Source organism: Hymenobacter pini (assembly GCF_020421205.1).
GTDB lineage: Bacteria > Bacteroidota > Bacteroidia > Cytophagales > Hymenobacteraceae > Hymenobacter > Hymenobacter pini.
This window is the reverse complement of the sequence record NZ_JAIZZH010000003.1, coordinates 981,026-996,913: the sequence shown is the minus strand read 5'-3', so window position 1 is coordinate 996,913 and position 15,888 is coordinate 981,026. Positions and strand designations below refer to the sequence as shown.

15 protein-coding genes are annotated in these 15,888 nt (G+C 60.8%); 12 read left to right on the top strand and 3 right to left on the bottom strand.

The genetic code is table 11. The annotated features are described in order from the left end of the window. The first annotated feature begins 6 nt into the window (after positions 1–6). The 9 genes from LF252_RS15675 to LF252_RS15635 all read left to right on the top strand — a co-directional run bounded on the left by LF252_RS15675 (position 7) and on the right by LF252_RS15635 (position 11,093). Positions 7–3,033: a phosphoribosylformylglycinamidine synthase subunit PurL gene (locus tag LF252_RS15675; RefSeq protein WP_226270514.1), complete on the top strand. Its 3,027-nt coding sequence runs from the start codon at positions 7–9 to the stop codon at positions 3,031–3,033. 2 nt (positions 3,034–3,035) lie between these two features. Continuing rightward, positions 3,036–4,091 (top strand): phosphoribosylformylglycinamidine synthase subunit PurQ, encoded by a 1,056-nt coding sequence (locus LF252_RS15670; RefSeq protein WP_226270513.1) that lies wholly within the window; start codon positions 3,036–3,038, stop codon positions 4,089–4,091. A gap of 45 nt (positions 4,092–4,136) precedes the next feature. Then, positions 4,137–5,066: a phosphoribosylaminoimidazolesuccinocarboxamide synthase gene (locus tag LF252_RS15665; RefSeq protein WP_226270512.1), complete on the top strand. Its 930-nt coding sequence runs from the start codon at positions 4,137–4,139 to the stop codon at positions 5,064–5,066. A gap of 9 nt (positions 5,067–5,075) precedes the next feature. Beyond that, positions 5,076–5,459 (top strand): nuclear transport factor 2 family protein, encoded by a 384-nt coding sequence (locus LF252_RS15660; protein WP_226270511.1) that lies wholly within the window; start codon positions 5,076–5,078, stop codon positions 5,457–5,459. A 5-nt stretch (positions 5,460–5,464) separates the two neighbouring features. Beyond that, the gene (locus tag LF252_RS15655; protein ID WP_226270510.1) at positions 5,465–5,995 is read left to right on the top strand and encodes a GNAT family N-acetyltransferase; all 531 of its coding nucleotides are present in this window, start codon (positions 5,465–5,467) and stop codon (positions 5,993–5,995) included. Between the two features lies 1 nt (position 5,996). Beyond that, positions 5,997–7,283: a phosphoribosylamine--glycine ligase gene (gene purD, locus LF252_RS15650; protein ID WP_226270509.1), complete on the top strand. Its 1,287-nt coding sequence runs from the start codon at positions 5,997–5,999 to the stop codon at positions 7,281–7,283. After that, entirely contained in the window at positions 7,222–7,893 is a 672-nt protein-coding gene (gene purN / locus LF252_RS15645) for a phosphoribosylglycinamide formyltransferase (RefSeq protein WP_226270508.1), read from the top strand. The genes purD and purN overlap by 62 nt, the downstream gene beginning before the upstream one ends. Positions 7,894–7,953: 60 nt before the next feature. Further along, positions 7,954–9,459 carry an amidophosphoribosyltransferase gene (gene purF / locus LF252_RS15640; protein WP_226270507.1) on the top strand — a complete coding sequence of 502 codons (1,506 nt, stop codon included), beginning with the start codon at positions 7,954–7,956 and terminating at the stop codon, positions 9,457–9,459. A 497-nt stretch (positions 9,460–9,956) separates the two neighbouring features. Next, complete coding sequence (locus tag LF252_RS15635; RefSeq protein ID WP_226270506.1) at positions 9,957–11,093, top strand: AIR synthase-related protein; 1,137 nt, start codon at positions 9,957–9,959, stop codon at positions 11,091–11,093. Positions 11,094–11,213: 120 nt separating this feature from the next. On the opposite strand, the gene LF252_RS15630 is transcribed toward LF252_RS15635, so the two are convergent. Then, entirely contained in the window at positions 11,214–11,429 is a 216-nt protein-coding gene (locus LF252_RS15630; protein ID WP_226270505.1) for a heavy-metal-associated domain-containing protein, read from the bottom strand. 169 nt (positions 11,430–11,598) lie between these two features. On the opposite strand from LF252_RS15630, the gene LF252_RS15625 reads away from it, so the two are divergent. Then, positions 11,599–12,132, top strand: a complete 534-nt coding sequence (locus tag LF252_RS15625) for a DUF4240 domain-containing protein (RefSeq protein WP_226270504.1) — start codon at positions 11,599–11,601, stop codon at positions 12,130–12,132. A 51-nt stretch (positions 12,133–12,183) separates the two neighbouring features. Here LF252_RS15625 and LF252_RS15620 read toward each other — a convergent pair whose 3' ends face one another. Further along, positions 12,184–13,671, bottom strand: coding sequence for a nicotinate phosphoribosyltransferase (locus LF252_RS15620; RefSeq protein ID WP_226270503.1), 1,488 nt, complete (start codon positions 13,669–13,671; stop codon positions 12,184–12,186). A 57-nt stretch (positions 13,672–13,728) separates the two neighbouring features. Here LF252_RS15620 and LF252_RS15615 point away from each other — a divergent pair, with 57 nt between their 5' ends. Continuing rightward, positions 13,729–14,412, top strand: a complete 684-nt coding sequence (locus LF252_RS15615; protein WP_226270502.1) for a DUF1345 domain-containing protein — start codon at positions 13,729–13,731, stop codon at positions 14,410–14,412. A gap of 7 nt (positions 14,413–14,419) precedes the next feature. Here LF252_RS15615 and LF252_RS15610 read toward each other — a convergent pair whose 3' ends face one another. Beyond that, positions 14,420–14,794: an STAS domain-containing protein gene (locus tag LF252_RS15610; protein WP_226270501.1), complete on the bottom strand. Its 375-nt coding sequence runs from the start codon at positions 14,792–14,794 to the stop codon at positions 14,420–14,422. A 402-nt stretch (positions 14,795–15,196) separates the two neighbouring features. On the opposite strand from LF252_RS15610, the gene LF252_RS15605 reads away from it, so the two are divergent. After that, the gene (locus LF252_RS15605; protein ID WP_226270500.1) at positions 15,197–15,868 is read left to right on the top strand and encodes a response regulator; all 672 of its coding nucleotides are present in this window, start codon (positions 15,197–15,199) and stop codon (positions 15,866–15,868) included. Positions 15,869–15,888: the final 20 nt, after the last annotated feature.

Below are 15,888 nucleotides of genomic sequence, written 5' to 3'. Positions count from 1 at the left end.
TCTCTTTTGGAATCCAGCCAAAGAACCATTCAGCTTCTGCTCAAGCCCGGCCAACATGATGGCGAGGGCCACCGTGTAGCCGAAGCTGCCCAGCGCCACCTCGGCCTCTCGACGGGCCGGGTGCAAAGCACCACCCTCTACACGGTGCGCTACCCCGTGAGCGACGAGCAACTGCGCGACTTCGCCACCCATTGCCTGCAGGACCCCGTGCTGCACGAGGTAGCCCTCGACGAGTTCCGCCACGGTGCCGAGTACAAAAGCTACATCCTGGTGGCCAAGCTGCCCGGCGTGACGGACGACGAAGGTATTTCGGCGCAGAACGCCCTCGGCGACTTCCTGAACCAGCCGCTGGACACGCATACCCAGCACATCTTCAGCAAACGGCTCTATTTCCTGGAGCACGAGCTGCCGGAGAGTAGTCTGCGCCGCCTGGCCGAAGAGCTGCTCGGCAACAAAATGATTAACCGCTTCGAGGTCGGCCCCATAGCCCAGATACGCGACTACACGCCGCGGCCGGGCGGTGGGGCCGAATCCATTACAGACACGGTGCGGTTGGTGGGGCTCTCGGACGAGGAGCTGCTGAAGCTGTCAAAAGACAACCTCTATGCCCTGAACCTGGAGGAAATGCGCGCCGTGCGCGACCATTACACCAGTATTGCCGAGGAGCGCCAGGCTGCTGGCCTACCCCAGGACCCCACCGACTGCGAGTTGGAAATCATAGCCCAGACCTGGTCGGAGCACTGCAAGCACAAGGAGTTTTCGGCCGTTATCAAGTACCGGGATGCGGACACGGGCGAGGAGTTTGAAGTGGATTCCTTGTTCAAGACCTACATCAAAAACGCCACCGCCGAGGTAGACCGCCAGCTGCGCGCCAACGGCAACGACTGGCTGATTAAGGTATTCAGCGACAACGCCGGGGCTGTGCGCATCAACCCTGAATCGTTGTTTGTGTGGAAGGTTGAAACCCATAACTCTCCCTCGGCCATTGACCCCTACGGCGGAGCCATTACCGGCATTCTGGGCAACAACCGTGACCCGCTGGCTACCGGCATTGGAGGCGCGCGGCTGCTATTCAACACCAACGTGCTCTGCTTCGGCAACCCCGAGTTCAACGGTACCCTGCTGAGCAACCAGCTGCACCCGCGCCGCATTTTCGAGGGCGTGCGCAAGGGTATTGAAGACGGCGGCAACAAGTCGGGCGTGCCCACGGTGAACGGCGCCATTGTATTTGATGACCGGTACGCCGGCAAGCCGCTGGTGTATTGCGGCACCGGGGCTGTAATGCCCATGCAGCTGGCCGGCCTCGACTCGTGGGAAAAGAAGATTGACGCTCAGGACCGCATCATCATGGCTGGTGGCCGGGTGGGCAAAGACGGTATCCACGGCGCTACCTTCTCCAGCATCGAGCTGGACGAAACCTCGCCCGCCACGGCCGTGCAAATTGGCTCGCCCATCACCCAGAAGCTGGCCATGGACTTCCTGATCCTGGCGACCCGCCGCGGCCTGATTAAGTGCAGCACCGACAACGGCGCGGGCGGCTTGTCCTCGTCCATCGGCGAGCTGGCAACCATCAGCGGCGGGGCCGTGGTGGAGCTGGAGAAAGTACCTTTGAAATACCCGGGCTTGCGGCCTTGGGAAATCTTCGTGTCGGAGTCGCAGGAGCGTTTCTCCCTGGCCGTGGAGCCCGCTAAAATGGACGAGCTGCTGGCCCTGGGCCGGGAAATGGAAGTCGAGCTGACCGATATCGGCTACTTCACCGCCGACGGCAGCCTCGACGTGCGCTTCGACGGCAAGTCGGTGGCCCGCATCGACATGGAATTCCTGCACAACGGCGTGCCGCGCAAAGTGCTGGAAGCCGAGTGGCAGAAGCCTACGGTCCAGGAGCCCACGCTGCCCGCCGACCTGGATTATACCGACGTGCTGAGCCGCTTGCTGGGCAGCCTCAACATCTGCTCCCGCGAGTCGGTGATTCGGCAGTACGACCATGAGGTGAAGGGCCGCACCATTATCAAGCCCCTGATGGGCGCCACCGGGCAGGCTCCGCAGGACGCCGCCGTGGTGCGCTTCAACTTCGAGTCCTGGGAAGGCGTGGCCGTGAGCAACGGTATTCTGCCTCGCTTCGGGGATTTGGACGCCTACGATATGTCGGCTGGGGCCTTCGACGAGGCCGTGCGCCAGATTGTGGCGGTAGGAGGGAAGCTGCCCAACCTGAGTTACGGGGACGGCAACTTCTGGTCGGTGAACGACAACTTCTGCGTGCCCGACTCGGTGTACGACCCCGCCACCAACCCCGATGGCAAGCACAAGCTAGCTAAGCTGGTGCGCATGTGCCAAGCCCTGCGCGACGCCACGGCGGCCTACTGCATCCCGCTCACGAGCGGCAAGGACTCGATGAAGAATGACTTCAAAGCCGATGGCGTGAAGATTTCCGTTCCGCCTACGGTCCTGTACTCCATGACCGCCAAAATCGAGGACGTCCGCCGCACCATCACCTCCGACTTCAAGCAAGCCGACGACGTGGTGTACCTGCTGGGCGAAACCTACGACGAGCTGGGCGGGTCGGAGTTCTACCAGCTCTTCGGTGAGCTGGGCGCCAACGTGCCCAAGGTTCGGTTCGAAGAAGCCAAAGCCCTCTACACGCTGATGGGCGAGGCCAATGAGCAAGGCCTCATCCAGTCCTGCCACGATTTGTCGGATGGTGGCTTGGCCGTTGGCTTGGCAGAAGCTACGTTCGGCAACGGTTTCGGGGCCGAAGTGGAGCTGCCGGCAGGCTTACCGGTGCCGGTGCAGCTGTTTTCCGAGTCGCACTCCCGGTTTGTGGCCACGGTGGCCCCCGAGGATGTGGTGGCTTTCGAGCAGCACTTCGGCCGCCGTGCTACCCGTTTGGGCGTGGTAACGCAGAACGGCCAACTCACGGTGCGGCAGTCGGGTAAAACCATCATTGCGGCCAGCACGGCGGCCCTGCGCCACGAGTGGACCAACGGCCCGGTAAACCGCATCATCGGCTTCGGCCAGCACGAAACCGCACAGTAAGTATGAACGAGAAACCATTGTTTCCTGATTTGAACTCGCCGCCCAAGCCGCAGCGTGACGAAACAGGCCCCGCGCAAACCAACGCCGATGGCACGGTGACGGTGCTCGGCTACAAGAGCATTGATGGCGGCCACGAAAGCACCGAGCCCCTAAAAAGCCTGGAAGAACAAGCTGATAACCGGCAACTGGTAACTGGCAACTCAAAAGTCCGCGCCCTCATCTTGACGGGCTTCGGTATCAATTGCGAAGAAGAGTTTGCCGCCGCCTACAAGCTAGCCGGCGCCGAGCCGACCATCGTGCACCTGAACCAGGTGTTGCACGGCCACGTCAGCATCCACGACTTCGACATCCTGAACTTCCCCGGCGGCTTCAGCTTCGGCGACGACCTGGGCTCGGGGGTGGTGCTGGCCAATAAGCTGCGCTACCGCAAAAACGTCGAGGGCCGCACCCTGCTCGACGACATCAAGCAGTTCATTGCCAACGGCAAGTTTGTGATGGGCATCTGCAACGGCTTCCAGGTGCTGGTGAAGCTAGGCCTGCTCCCTAACCTGAGCGGCACCGTAACGCCGGAAGTAACCCTGACGCACAACGCCTCGGGCCGCTACGAAGACCGGTGGGTGCGCCTGAAAGTCAACCCCAAGTCGAACTCGCCCTTCCTGAAAGGCATTGATACGCTGGAAGTGCCCGTGCGCCACGGCGAAGGCCGCCTCATCATCAAGGGCGAAGAAACCCTGCGGGAAATTGAAGCCCGGGGGCTGAACTGCCTGGCCTACACCGATTTCGACGGCTCACCCACGGACGTGTACCCCTTCAACCCCAACGGCGCCGATCTGAACTGCGCCGGCCTGACCGACACCACCGGCCAGGTATTCGGGCTGATGCCGCACCCCGAGGCCTTCCTGTCCCTCTACAACCACCCCGACTGGGCCCGGCGCAAGCGCCAGAACCCCGGCCTGAGCGAGGAAGGGGATGGCCTGCGCCTGTTCCGCAACATTGTGGAGCATGTGCAGAGCCAAACTGCCGCCGTTCCGCAGGAAGCCAGCCAGTTTTCATCCTAGACACCTCCGCCGCCTGCAGCCTCGTGCCGGCTGCTACCTCGTCGTATGAACACCCTTAACAACTTCGATACTCCCCAGCTCGAACTTCTGCACCGCGGCAAAGTGCGCGACTCGTTTCGCGCGCCTTCCGGCCAGCGGCTCATCGTGGTAACCGACCGGCTGTCGGCCTTCGACTCGGTGCTGGAAACGCCGGTGGCCCACAAAGGAGCGGTGCTGAACGGGCTGGCCGCTTTCTGGTTCGATAAAACCCGGCACATCATCCCCAACCACGTTATCAGCCTGCCCGACCCGAACGTGACGCTGGCCCAGGAAGCCGAGCCAATTCGGGTGGAGATGGTGGTGCGCAACTACCTCACGGGTTCCATGTGGCGGGGCTACCAGCAGGGCCAGCGTACTTTCTCGGGCGTGACCGTGCCGGACGGCCTGACCAAGCACCAGAAGTTTCCCGAGCCCATCGTAACGCCCACTACCAAGGAAGAATCGGACCGCGAGATTACGCCGGAAAACCTGGTGGCGGAAGGCTGGGTAACGGCGGAGCTGTACGAGCAGATGCGGGTGAAGGCCCTGGAGCTGTTCAATTTTGCCTCCCAGTGGATGGCGGAGCGCGGCATCATTCTGGTGGATACCAAGTACGAGTTTGGCCTGCTGGATGGGGAGCTGATTCTGATTGACGAAATCCACACGCCCGATTCCTCGCGGTTCTGGAGCGCCGAGGACTACGCCAAGAATCCCGAAGGCGTGGAGCAGATTGACAAGGAATACGTGCGCCAGTGGCTGATTGCCAACAAGCAGAACGGCCAGTACCCCCGCGCCCTCACCCCCGAAGTTTCCGCCGAAGCCACCCGCCGCTACCTCGATATTTACGAGCGTATCACGGGTAGCCCACTGGTTACCGGCAATGAGGCTGCTGACGACGACGTGCAAAAGCGGATTGTGGATAATCTGGTGCGCGCTGGTATCGTGCAGGAAGCCTAGACACAGCCCATGGACGCTGCCAAACAGAAGCAACTCGTGCAAGACTACATCGAAGCGTACAACCGCTTCGATGTGGATGGCATGTTGTGCCATCTGCACGAGGAAGTGGTGTTTCGCAACATCTCCAACGGCGAAGTAAATCTGACCCTAACGGGCAAAGAAGCTTTCCGCCAGCAGGCACAGCAGGCGTTGCAGTACTTCTCCCAACGAGAGCAGCGCGTCACGGATTGGCAGCTAGATGCCGATACAGTGGAAGTGCTGCTGGAGTATTCCGCCGTAGCGGCTATGGACTTCCCCAATGGCCTAAAAGCCGGTGACACGCTGCACCTGCAGGGTAAATCGGTTTTTGAGTTTCAGGGTGGCCATATTGCCTCCATCACCGATATCAGCTAATGCCAGTGCCCTTCACTATTCGCCGCCTCCAACCCGCCGATGCTCCGGCTTACCGCCAGTTCCGGCTGGCGTGCTTGGCGCAGTATCCGGCCAGCTTTGGCTCGTCGGCGGAGGAGGAAGGGCAGCAGGAGCAGCTGGCTTTTGAGCAGCATATTCTCACCAGCAACCCCGATGCCTTCATGATAGGAGCTTTTGAAGATGCGACACTGGTAGGCATTTGCGGTTTTGTGCGGGCCACCCGGCAAAAGGTGCGTCACCAGGGCGACATTCGGCAGGTATGCGTAAGCCCTAACCACTCGGAACGTGGTATTGGCCGCGCGCTAATGGCAGAAACGCTACGCATAGCCTTTGACCTTCCAGGATTGGAGCAGATTTCTCTGGGCGTAATAGCAAATAATACTACTGCTGCATACCTCTACGAAAGCCTGGGTTTTGTGGAGAACGGGTTTCAGAAGCAGTATTTAAAGATTGATAATCAGTATTTTGATCATCGGTTGATGGTCTTGTTTCGTTCCGATTACCTGGCCACGCTTTAGCATGAACGCACCTTCTTCCCCCATAGTACTCCTCGGCGGCGGGGCCCGTGAACACGCCATGGCGTGGAAACTCACCCGCGACGGGGCCACTGTGCACGTGCTGCCCGGCAACGCGGGCATCCCCAACAGCCACCCCGAAATTAGCGCCACCGATTTTCCGGCCATTAAGCGCTTCTGCGAAGCCAACGGCGTGCAGCTGATTGTGGTGGGGCCGGAGGCTCCGCTGGCCGCGGGCGTGACCGACTTCTTCCAAGGCTCCGACATCCGGGTATTTGGCCCTGGCCGGGCCGGCGCCACGCTGGAAAGCTCCAAGGTGTGGAGCAAGGACTTTATGCGCCGCCACGGGGTAGCCACGGCCTTATCGTGGCAGTACCGCAGCGACAAACTGGACGATGCCCGCGCCAAAGCCACCGAGCTGCATGGGCAGGTAGTGGTGAAGTACGACGGGCTGGCGGCCGGCAAAGGCGTGTACGTGTGCTCTTCAGTGGAAGAAGCCCACTCCGCGCTGGATGAGCTGGCCGCTTTGCACACTGGCTGGTTTAGTTTCCTGCTGGAAGAGAAACTAACCGGCCCCGAAATCAGCATTATCGGCATCACCGATGGGAACCGCATCCGGCTGCTCAGCCCTTCCCAGGACCACAAGCAGTTGCTGGCCGGCGACCAGGGCCCCAACACCGGCGGCATGGGCGCTTACTGCCCCGTGCCCTTCGCCGACGACAATGTACTGGCCGCCATTCGCACCAGCATCGTGGACCCCACGCTGCGCGGCCTGCAGAATGAGCAATTTGATTTCAACGGCTTTATCTACTTCGGCATCATGCTCACGCCCCAGGGCCCCAAGCTGCTGGAGTACAACGTGCGCCTCGGCGACCCGGAGGCCGAAGTGCTGCTGCCCGCCATGGAAAGCAGCCTGCTCGAACTTATCGAAGCAACCCTGGATGGCAAGCTGCAGCAAACGGTAGTGCGCCAGCGCCGCGGGCATTACGTGGGCGTGGTGCTGGCCTCGGGCGGCTACCCGGCGGCCCAGTTCCCAACGGGTTTCCCCATTACTGGCCTCGACCAATTGCATCCCAGCATTCTGGCCTTCCACGGCGCAACCAAGCGCACCGAAGCGGGCGAGCTGGTGACCGACGGCGGCCGGGTGCTGGTGCTGGTGGGCCACGGCGAAGAGCTGGAAGACGCGGTAAACCACGTGTACCGCGAAGCAGAAAAAGTTAACTTCAAGGATGCCTACATCCGCACTGATATCGGCCAGCGGCCGGAACCTACCCTTGCCGGAAACTGGTAACCATAGCACCCAAAAAGCACGCCTGGCCATTTTGCTGTCGGGCCGAGGCTCCAACATGGTGGCCTTGGTAAACGCCGTGCAGCACGGTGTGCTGCGGGAGTTGGCTGAGGTGGCCGTGGTGTTCAGCAACGTGCCCGATGCACCGGGCTTGGCCACGGCCGCCGCCATGGGTTGCCCCACGGCCAGCCTCAGCAGCCAGAGCCGCAAGCGGGCGGAGTTTGACGCCGACGTGGTGGAATTGCTGAACCAGTATCAGCCCGATTACGTGGTGCTGGCCGGCTACATGCGCATTCTGTCGCCCACGTTCATCCGAGCGTTTGCGGGGCGCATCCTCAACATCCATCCCGCCGATACGCACCAGCACCAGGGCCTGCACGCCTACGAGTGGGCCTTCGAGAACCAGCTGCCGGAAACCAAAATCACGGTGCATCTGGTTGACGAAGGCCTGGACACCGGCCCCATCCTGGCCCAGCACCCGGTTGACCTGCGCGGGGCCGACACCTTGGCCGAAGTGGAGCGCCGCGGCCTGGCCGTGGAGCACCGCGTGTACGCCGAAACCCTGGCCCATTTAATCAAACAAGCACAGCCCGCTGAGCACGGCGCACTATAGTACCTCCCACCACCCCACCGCAGCGGCCTGGTAACGGGCAACTGGCAACTGACAACTGAAATGTGCGGAATAGTAGGTTTTTACGGTCCCGATGACGTTGCCCACGACATCGTATTTGGCTTGACGGCGCTGCAGCACCGGGGCCAGGATGCGGCCGGCATAGCCACCTTCGACGACAACTTCCACCTGTGCAAAGGCAACGGCCTGATTTCCGACGTGTTCCGCCCCAAGCAGCTCAAAAAGCTGAAGGGCAACATCGGCATCGGGCACGCGCGCTACACCACCCAGGGCTCCAATGATGCCGAGCTGGCTCAGCCGTTCACCACCAGCTACCCCTTCGGGCTGGCCATGGTGCACAACGGCAACGTCATCAACTTCCGCTCGGCCGCCAAGCGCCTGCACGAGAAGTACCACGTGCTGCCCAAAACCAGCAACGACCTGGAGCTGATCATGTACACCTTCGCCTCGGAGCTGCGCCTGAAAAACCTGGATGCGCTGTCGGTGGTGGATATTTTTGACGCTGTAGAAACCACCCAAGAGCTGGTGAAGGGTGCCTACGCCACCGTCACCATCATTGCCGGGCATGGGTTGCTGGCCTTTAACGACCCGCTGGGCATCCGGCCGCTGGTGCTGGGCCGCCGCGAAACGGAGCGCGGCCCCGTGTACGCCTTCGCCTCCGAAAGCACCTGCTTTGATTACCTGGGCTTTGAGTTCGTGGAAAACGTGGGCCCGGGCCAGGCGGTGTTCATCGACAAGGACTTCAAGGTGCACCACAAAAACCAGCAGGAGAAGCCCAAAAGCTTCTGCGTGTTCGAGCACATCTACTTCGCCCGCGAAGACTCCACCATTCACGGCCGCTTGGTGGCCCGGGAGCGGGTGCGGCTGGGCAAGATGCTGGCCAAGAAGGTTATCGAGTCGGGCATTCAGCCGGATATGGTGATTGACGTGCCATCGTCGGGCTACTTCTCGGCGTCGGGGCTGGCCGAGGCCATTGGCGTGCCCTACCGCCGGGCCCTGGTGAAGAATAACCACATGGGCCGCTCCTTCATCGTGAGCAGCCAGGCCGGCCGCGAGGACATCGTGAAAAAGAAGCTTAACCCCATCCGCGAGTTTGTGGAAGGCAAAAAGGTGGCCGTGGTGGATGACAGCATTGTGCGCGGCACCACCTCCCGGCGCATCGTGCGGATTCTGCGTGAGGCCGGGGCCGCCGAGGTGTACTTCATCAGCAGCGCGCCGCCCATCATTTCGCCCTGCATCTACGGCATCGATATGGCCATGAGCACCGAGCTGATTGCCGCTAATTACACGGAGGAGGAAATCTGCCGCTACATTGAGGCCGACCGGGTTATCTACCAGTCGATTGCCGACTTGCAGGAGCTGTTTTCGGAGGAGCGGGGCCACGGCGGCTCGTGCTTCGCCTGCTTCACCGGCCAGTACCCCACCGGCGACGTAACCAAGTACCTGGGCCACATCCAGGAGGAACGCCAGAGCCACCGCTCCGATAAAGACAAAAAAGACCAGCCCACGTCCGTCAGCGCCAAAGCCCCCGAGCCTACCGAGCATTAATAGAGAGTTCAGCAGATAGAGGATTGCCTATTCCGCCAACATGCTCATTTAGGCCACTTATGAGACATAAAAAGCTACTGTTGCTATTGGCTAGCTTGAGCTATTCTGTTGTTGTAAAAGCTCAGGAACGCATTCCGTCTAAGTTGATTGAAGCAGATGTACCTAATGTAACTGAGGCGCTGCGCGGGTCAGCTAACCCGAGGTATAAGGTTTTAAAATGGTTTACGCCGATATACCTGCAGCCAGCTGATACCGCAAGTGGTCATCCTGCTTTAAGGCTTTAGCCAAACACAAAGGTTTACCTGCGAGAATACGTTGCTGATGGGTTTCTGATTGACTTTACTGGTAGTGATAGACGATATTATTTGCCAGCGAAGTCGATAATGGCTCTGCCAACATTTGTAGAAATTTAGATAATCTACCATCCCAATTTCTGCCCAACTCGTCAGGCTCCCCCTCTCCCGGAGGGGAGGGAGCCGGGGGGAGGGGTCCAACACATGAACAACGACTTCAAAGCCACCGCTGGCTACTCCATCGAAGAAGGCAACGCCGCTTCCAAGAACGCCTTCCACTGGGCCCAGAAAACCTTCAGCACCCGCGCGGGCAAGCCCGGCGAGCCGGCCCAGGATTTGGCCGGTGGCTTCTCCAACGAAATCCGCTTTGGCAATGAGCGGCTGGGCATTGGCTCCGATGGCATCGGGACCAAGATTGAGGTGGCCGAGCGCCTGGACCGCTACGACACGCTGGGCTACGACCTGATTGCCATGGTGGCCGACGACCTCATCGTGGCCGGCTTCGTGCCCACCAACCTCTCCAACATCATCGACGTGAACACGCTCAACTACGAGGTGGTGGACGAGTTGATGCGCGGCCTGCACGACGCGGCCCAATTCAGCCAGATTGCCGTAACGGGCGGGGAAATTGCCGAGCTGGGCAACCGCATCGGTGGCTACCCCGGGGCCAAAATGAACTTCAACTGGTGCTCCACGGCCGTAGGCGTGCTGCACCCCAGCCTAGAGCGCCCCCTGAGTGGCGCCAACGTGCGCGCCGGACAAGCGGTGGTAGCACTTCGCTCACCATCCTTTCGCTCCAACGGCTACTCCCTGGCCCGCCGCGCCCTCACCAAAGCTTTCGGTGAGAAGTGGCACGAACAGCCGTACGAGCAAAGCGGCGGCGCTCAATCAACAATCAGCAACGAGCAACTGACAACCGAAAACGCCACCACCTGGGGCGAGGTAATGCTAGCGCCTTCGCTCATCTTCTCGCCCGGCGTGGCGGCGGTGCTCGATGCCGGTCTGCCTTTGCACGCGGCGGCGCACATCACCGGCGGCGGCATTGCCGATAACTTCAAGCGCGTGCTCAAAAACGGTGTGGGTGCCGAGTTGGACAACCTATTCGAGCCGCTGCCAGCCATGGAGCAACTGGCCAAGCTGGCCGGCATCACGCCCCAGGAAGCCTACCTCTACTGGAACATGGGCAACGGCATGCTACTGGTAACCGATGAGGCCCAGGCCGAAGCCGTAGCCGAAACCCTGCGCCACCACGGCTACCAAGCTCAGGTAGCCGGCCGCATCATCCCAGAGCCCGGCGTGACGCTCCGCGTAGGAGCCGGCGAGCTGCGCTACGAGGGATAGAGCCTTAAGCAGGAGTAAAAAAGAACGTCATGCTGAGCTTGCCGAAGCATCTCTACCGCACTGGATTGTCAGGTAGAGATGCTTCGGCAAGCTCAGCATGACGTTCTTTTTTACTAGCAGTTACGCCGCTACCGGCTCAATGTCAAACCCGGCCTGGGATACGGATTTTATAATCAATTCCGGAATTGGATTGGGGCCTTCCACCGTCAGAATCTTATCGGGGTTGTTGGTATCCACGTTCCACTTTTCCACGCTGGCTTCGGCATCGAGGAACGGAGTGACAGCCCGCACGCAGTTGGCGCAGTTGATGCTGGTCTTAAATTTCAGAGTTGACATAAGCAGTAATGGTTGAAGCTGCTACCCAGCGGCCGGCAGCTGATGATGACGCTATAACAACGTAGCGTAACAAAAGTAGTCGGCTATACGCAGGCAGGGGGTACAGGCTTTGGCCGCAGGAGTGCAGAGTTTTGCCGTATTTCGGGCTTATTACCGTACCTCTGATACAATGGATAAAGAGCAATTCTGGCAGATAATTGAATCGGCAAAAACCGAGGCCCAGGGCGACCAGCAACGGCAGCAGCAGTTCTTGATTGACGACCTGGCGCAGCTGGAACCCGAGCAGATTATTGAGTTTGAGTGCATCCTACGGGAACACCTGCTGGAGGCCGACCATTTCGACATCATGGCGGCGCAGAAGATTATCGACGGTTACGTGTCCGATGACCCCTATCTGTACTTCCGGTGCTGGCTGGTAGGGCAGGGTAAAACTGTCTTCACCAATGCGCTGCAGAACCCCGATACGTTGGCGGCGGTGCTGGATGCCCCGTACCAGGATTTTGAAGAGCTGCTATACGTGGCCACCTTCGCCTTCGAAAAGCGCACAGGCAAAACCGACGAGGATGAAACATTCCCTCGAAGCGTGGCCGAAGCCCGGGGCCTCGATTATGATTCCGGCTCCGAAACCAAGGGCGAAGACTGGACGGAGAATCAACTGCCGAAAAAGCTACCGAAGCTCTGGAAAAAGTTTGGGGTAGCCTAAATGCAAAAGGCCCGACTGCATCAGCAGTCGGGCCTTTTGCATTTAGGCATACTAAGCCGGGCGCACGGGGCGCTTTTCCAGAATCAGTTGGGTGCGGAAGGTGTTGAGTGACTCTTCCAGACCCACGGGGTAGGTGTGGGGGTTGAGGAAGCGGCGGATACTGGGGTCGAGGCTGAGCACTTCGCGGTGGGCCCGGGCCCGGCTTTCCTGCAGCGTGGGCAGCTGATGCACCAGCTCGCCTCGGCGGAAAATGGGCTCCAGCAGCTCCCGGTACGAAGCGTCGGCCCGCACGGCGCGGCGGCGGGTGGCATCCAGCGGGTCGATGATGGTGAGCTGCTCGGGCAGGGGCTCGGCCACGTTGTAGAGCATATCGGCGCGGGGTTGGCCTTTCTCGGTTTCGTAGCGGCGCACCTGCAAGATGCCGGGGATACTGGTTTTGGCCAGCTGCTCCGAGAGCTTGATGGTGAAGTCCCAGCCTGAGTCGTCGGGTTTGCGCAGGGCGGCTAGCTTGTACACGCCGCCCAGGGCCGGCTGGTCGTAGGCCGTCACGAGTTGGGTGCCGATGCCCCAGGTATCAATTTTGGCGCCCTGCAGCTTCAGGCTGGTAATGAGGTTTTCCTCCAGGTCGTTGCTGGCCACGATGCGTACATTCTCAAAGCCGGCCTCATTGAGCAACGCCCGGGCCTCGCGGCTGAGGTAGGCCAAGTCGCCCGAGTCCAACCGGATGCCGCCCAGCTCGTGGCCGTTGGCGCGCATCTCGCGGGCTACCTTAATAGCATGGCGCACGCCTTCCAGCGTGTCGTAAGTGTCCACCAGAAACACCGAGTCGTCGGGGAAGGCTTTGGCGTAGGCGGCAAAGGCCTCGGGCTCATCCTCAAAGGCCATAACCCAGCTGTGGGCGTGGGTGCCCTTCACCGGAATACCGAAGCGCTGCCCGGCCAGCACGTTGCTGGTGGCATCTACCCCGCCCAGGTAAGCGGCCCGGCTGGCCGACAAGCCCCCATCGGGCCCTTGGGCGCGGCGCAGGCCAAACTCCAGTACGGTATCGGCACCGGCCGCTTCCCGAATGCGGGAGGCTTTGGTGGCAATCAGCGTCTGAAAGTTCACCAGCGTGAGCAGGGCTGTTTCTACCAATTGTGCCTGTAGCAGCGGACCCTGCACCCGAATCAGGGGCTCGTTGCCGAACACTACCGTGCCCTCGGCCACGGCATCCACGTCGCAGCTGAAGCGCAGCTCCCACAGGTACTGCAGAAACTCCGGCGGGAACATGGCCGCGCCCTTACTGCTTTTCAGGCTGCCCAGATAGGTAAGGTCGACTTCCGAAAAACGCAGGTTCTGCAAGTAGTCAACGGCGTAGGCCAGGCCGGCCGCCACGGCATAGCCCCCGCTGAAGGGTGGCCGCCGGAAATACAGGTGAAACACAGCCTCTCGGTCCTGCAAACCCTGCTGCCAGTAGCCGTAGGCCATGGTTACTTGGTACAGGTCGGTGAGGAGGCTGAGGGAGGGGGCGTACAGGCCGGAAAGCGGAGCTGAATTCATGTAAGCAACGGTTGAGATGCCGTAGCTTACGCAGAATATTTCATTTCCGCCCAGTCTATGCCCTCCTCCGCTGCCCCCCGCCGCTTTTCTCCGTTGCACCGCGTTGCCCTGTGGCCCGCCTGGCGGCGGCTGGGCCTGGGGCTGCTGCCGGCGGCCGGGCTGTACATGCTGGCTCCCGGGCAATGGCCGGCGCTGCTGCGACTGCTGCTGGCCTGGGACGGGTTTACGCTGACCACGCTAGCCATTACCTGGGCTATTATTCTGCGGGCTGATGTGGCACATCTGCGCCAGATTGCCACCAAGGAAGACCCCGGCCGGGTACTGTCGTTTGTGGCGGTGCTGGGGGCGGCGGTAGCTAGCTTGCTGGCGGTAGTGCTGCTACTATCCAAGGCCGATGCGGATACCCACCAAACGGCGCGCGTGGTAGCCGGCGCCGTGGGTGTCCTCACGGCTTGGTTGCTGGTACACACACTATTCACGCTGCGCTACGCCCATCTCTACTACGCCGCCGACGGAAAACGGGCAGAAGGCGGGCTGGAATTTCCGGGCAACGAAAAGGAACCCGATTACCTCGATTTTGCCTACTTCTCCTTTGTAATTGGCATGACTGCGCAAACGGCCGACGTGGGCGTGTCAGACCGCCTGATTCGTCGGCTGGCTCTAGTGCACGGGTTGCTGTCCTTCGGGTTCAATACGGCCGTGGTGGCGCTTACCATCAACGGGCTGGCCAGCGTACTGTAGCTATGCGTTACGCGGTGGCCGGCTGCTGTCGTAACAAGGCGTGGGGGTGCTGGCAGTAGCGCTCCGCATCCAGCAATGAGGGTACCACGGGCGGGCACAGCGCCGTGGGCAGCTTGGCCATCAGTTGGTGCGCGTCGTCGCCGAGGTGGCAGAGTACCAGCGGAATCTGGCGCTGCCGCAACCGGCGGTAGTAGCGGGCCAGTACCCGCAGTGCCGCAAACGGCAGCCGGTGCAGCTGGCTACAATCAACCCATATGCTGGGCTTGCCGCTGCGGCTGGCCCGGCGCAGGGCGTACGACAACTGAGCTACCGTGGCCGGCGCGTTGTTGTCGGTCAGAATCAGCAGGTAGCTGTTGGGCAGAATTTCGCGGTAGACTTCCATAGAACGGGTGCGGTAAAGCCCGACGGGCGGTAAGTGGGAGAGTCGGGTCCGCTGGCAGGGGCGGGTGGGGAATGCAGATCTATACGCGGCAGAAGATAGATGGTTGAAAATATAACCAACTGATTTTTAGCCGCATAGTGTCGAGCTGCAGGTTGGGTAGTACATTGAAGCTGAGCCGGATAGTACCTCTCAGTAACGCGGCGATGCGGCGGCGGCCTAACCTGGGGCACTGGTGGCTGTTAACCGGATGGCTGCTGGTTACCGTATCTTAGTCGGGAGCTCATCAGCTCTGGTCAAGTGCTCCTACCGCAGCCAGCTTCCCGCGCGGCTGCACCGGAACCGACTGGCCGCCGTCAACCCACGCGTCCGGGCCAGGCCACTCGTTATTCTTTGCTTGAATTTATGATTCGTATTCTGCTGGCTGACGATCATGCCATTTTGCGCGACGGTATCCGAGCTCTGCTGAGCAAGGAACCCGATATGGATATTGTAGGAGAGGCCGCCAACGGCGAAATGCTGCTGGAGCTGCTGTCCCATACCCCCGCCGATGTGGTGATGATGGATGTGAACATGCCCGTGCTGGATGGCTTTGCCACTATGGCGCACCTGCGCGAGCGGTACCCCGAGGTGCGGGTGCTGGTACTCTCCATGCTGGAGCACGAAAACTACGTGTACCGCATGCTGGAAGCCGGCGCGTTGGGCTACGTGCTCAAAAACGCCGACATCACCGAAATAGCCCACGCCATCCGGACGGTGGCGGCCGGGCGCGAGTTTCTGTGCACCGAAATCGGCCTGAACCTGCTGCGCCGCGTGATAACCCAATTTGGTGCCTCGGCCGCGCCGGAACCCGTTTCGTTTGCCAAACGCCCAGAGGCCACCGCCGACTTATCAGGGCGGGAGCTAGAGGTATTGCGCCTCATTGCCGAGGGCATGACCAACCAGGAAATAGCCGACCAGCTGTTCACCAGCAAGCGTACCATCGAAACCCACCGCCAGAACATCATCGAGAAAACACAGGCCAAGAACACGGCCGCCCTCATCCGCTACGCCATGAACCAAGGCCTGATTCAGTAAGTGGTGAAATTGTGAGATGG